This is a genomic window from Cetobacterium sp., from assembly GCF_048470075.1.
GTDB lineage: Bacteria > Fusobacteriota > Fusobacteriia > Fusobacteriales > Fusobacteriaceae > Cetobacterium_A.
This window is the reverse complement of the sequence record NZ_DBGBQB010000035.1, coordinates 1-1,548: the sequence shown is the minus strand read 5'-3', so window position 1 is coordinate 1,548 and position 1,548 is coordinate 1. Positions and strand designations below refer to the sequence as shown.

Annotated in this window: 3 protein-coding genes; all 3 read right to left on the bottom strand. The window is 29.7% G+C overall.

What is annotated here, in order from left to right; all coding sequences use genetic code 11:
• Positions 1-84: 84 nt before the first annotated feature.
• Positions 85-642, bottom strand: coding sequence for a flavin reductase family protein (locus ACMOUI_RS01195; protein ID WP_418963920.1), 558 nt, complete (start codon positions 640-642; stop codon positions 85-87).
• A gap of 72 nt (positions 643-714) precedes the next feature.
• On the bottom strand, positions 715-1,248 hold the full coding sequence (locus ACMOUI_RS01190) for a hypothetical protein (RefSeq protein WP_418963919.1): 534 nt from the start codon (positions 1,246-1,248) through the stop codon (positions 715-717).
• 12 nt (positions 1,249-1,260) lie between these two features.
• On the bottom strand, positions 1,261-1,548 hold a 288-nt coding region (locus tag ACMOUI_RS01185), incomplete at its 5' end, for an SIS domain-containing protein (protein ID WP_418963918.1).

Below are 1,548 nucleotides of genomic sequence, written 5' to 3'. Positions count from 1 at the left end.
TCTTTTTCTAAAGCCAAGTTATTATAGTTCTCTGGGTTTTATATCAAAGTCAATGCCCTAAAAATATATAATATAAGCTCTTTTCTATTTTTCAAAATCTTCCCCTATTTTCCAGCACTCCCCAACTTTCTCTCCCAGTTTATAGTAGGATTTAGTAGGCATTTCAAAGATAATAGGCTTTAAAATATCATAGTTAATTTTTCCTTGAGAATTAAGGAACTCCGCTTTTACATGGGTATGACGTATCTTTAAGATATACTGATTATGGTCTTTTGTCTCATAGTTATCTCTAACTTCACACTCCATAACAATGGGAGATAGGTTTATCATAGGAACATTTCTTATACCAACAGTGTATTCAAAAACATTTGATTTATCAACCTTTCGTCCACTAACAATTCCAACAAAATCAGCAGCTTTGAGAAAATCTTCAGTAACAATATTAATAGAAACAGCATATTTATCTTTTATAATCTCATTGCTAAAATGATTTTTGTGTATGCTTAACATGATAGAATCAGTACCAATAATACCTACATGAGCTATATTTATCCAATTGACTTTCTCATACTCATCAATCATACCAACAATAACAGTTGGTGTTGGATATAAAGCTACAAGAGGACCTAAATTTTTCCACATAAAAATCACCTCTCTCAGATTTTAAACTCTATAATAGATTACTGAAGAAACATAAATATCCTTTTAAGTTGTCTATTTCTTTGGTGTATTTTTTTCTTTATATGTTTCAAAAAACTCTTTATTAGCGACTCTATAGATTTCAGAATAATCTAGAGGAGAAACTAAAAAGTCCCCTTTTTTAACAATCATCTTCTCTCCCCATGGAGCCAAAATAAAAAATTCATTGTCATTTTTTACTTTAACAACTTTGATTTCACCATTAGGTTTAAAAGAACTCCAAACTTTATTTTCTTTTTTTAAAAAACTATATCTTTTTTCAAATTTTTCTTTTGTTACTATATACTCCTCTTTGGCATCAGTGGTATTTTTTACAACACAACTGGGAACAGTAACTTTGTTTGTAGTTTCCAATCCATCTTTTGTAAAAGTTTTAATTGTTTCCCCTATTTTTCCCTCTCTGGCCAAAATAGGCTTAAACTTTTCAAATACAACGCTGTTAGTTAAAGAGGGAATCAACTGCTCTTTTAACTCTTCTTGAGTAATAGGTGATGAATTCGCATAAAGAAAGCTGCTCATTAAAAGTCCTACAAGTATTAATTTTTTCATATATCCTCCAAATTATTTATTTTCATTTAAAAGTTCATTGATATAAGCTAAACGTATTTTTGCTTCCTTATCTAAGTTTTTACTCATGGAAGTTAAGATAAATTCAAGCAGTGCTTGAGTGGAGATAATAGAGTTAAAATAACTGATACCTCTAATATCTGTAAAAATAGTTACATCGCCAATATTGGCTACAGGAGATGTGGATTTATCTGTAACTACAATAACTTTAGCCTCTGCTTTTTTTGCAATCTCAATTAAAAGAGGGTAAGTTTTAGAGTACTTAGGATGAGCAATTAAAAA

Excerpts from the sequence above, each read along its gene's own strand:
- ACMOUI_RS01195 (WP_418963920.1), bottom strand. The coding sequence starts at position 642 with ATGTGGAAAAATTTAGGTCCTCTTGTAGCTTTATATCCAACACCAACT.
- ACMOUI_RS01190 (WP_418963919.1), bottom strand. The coding sequence starts at position 1,248 with ATGAAAAAATTAATACTTGTAGGACTTTTAATGAGCAGCTTTCTTTAT.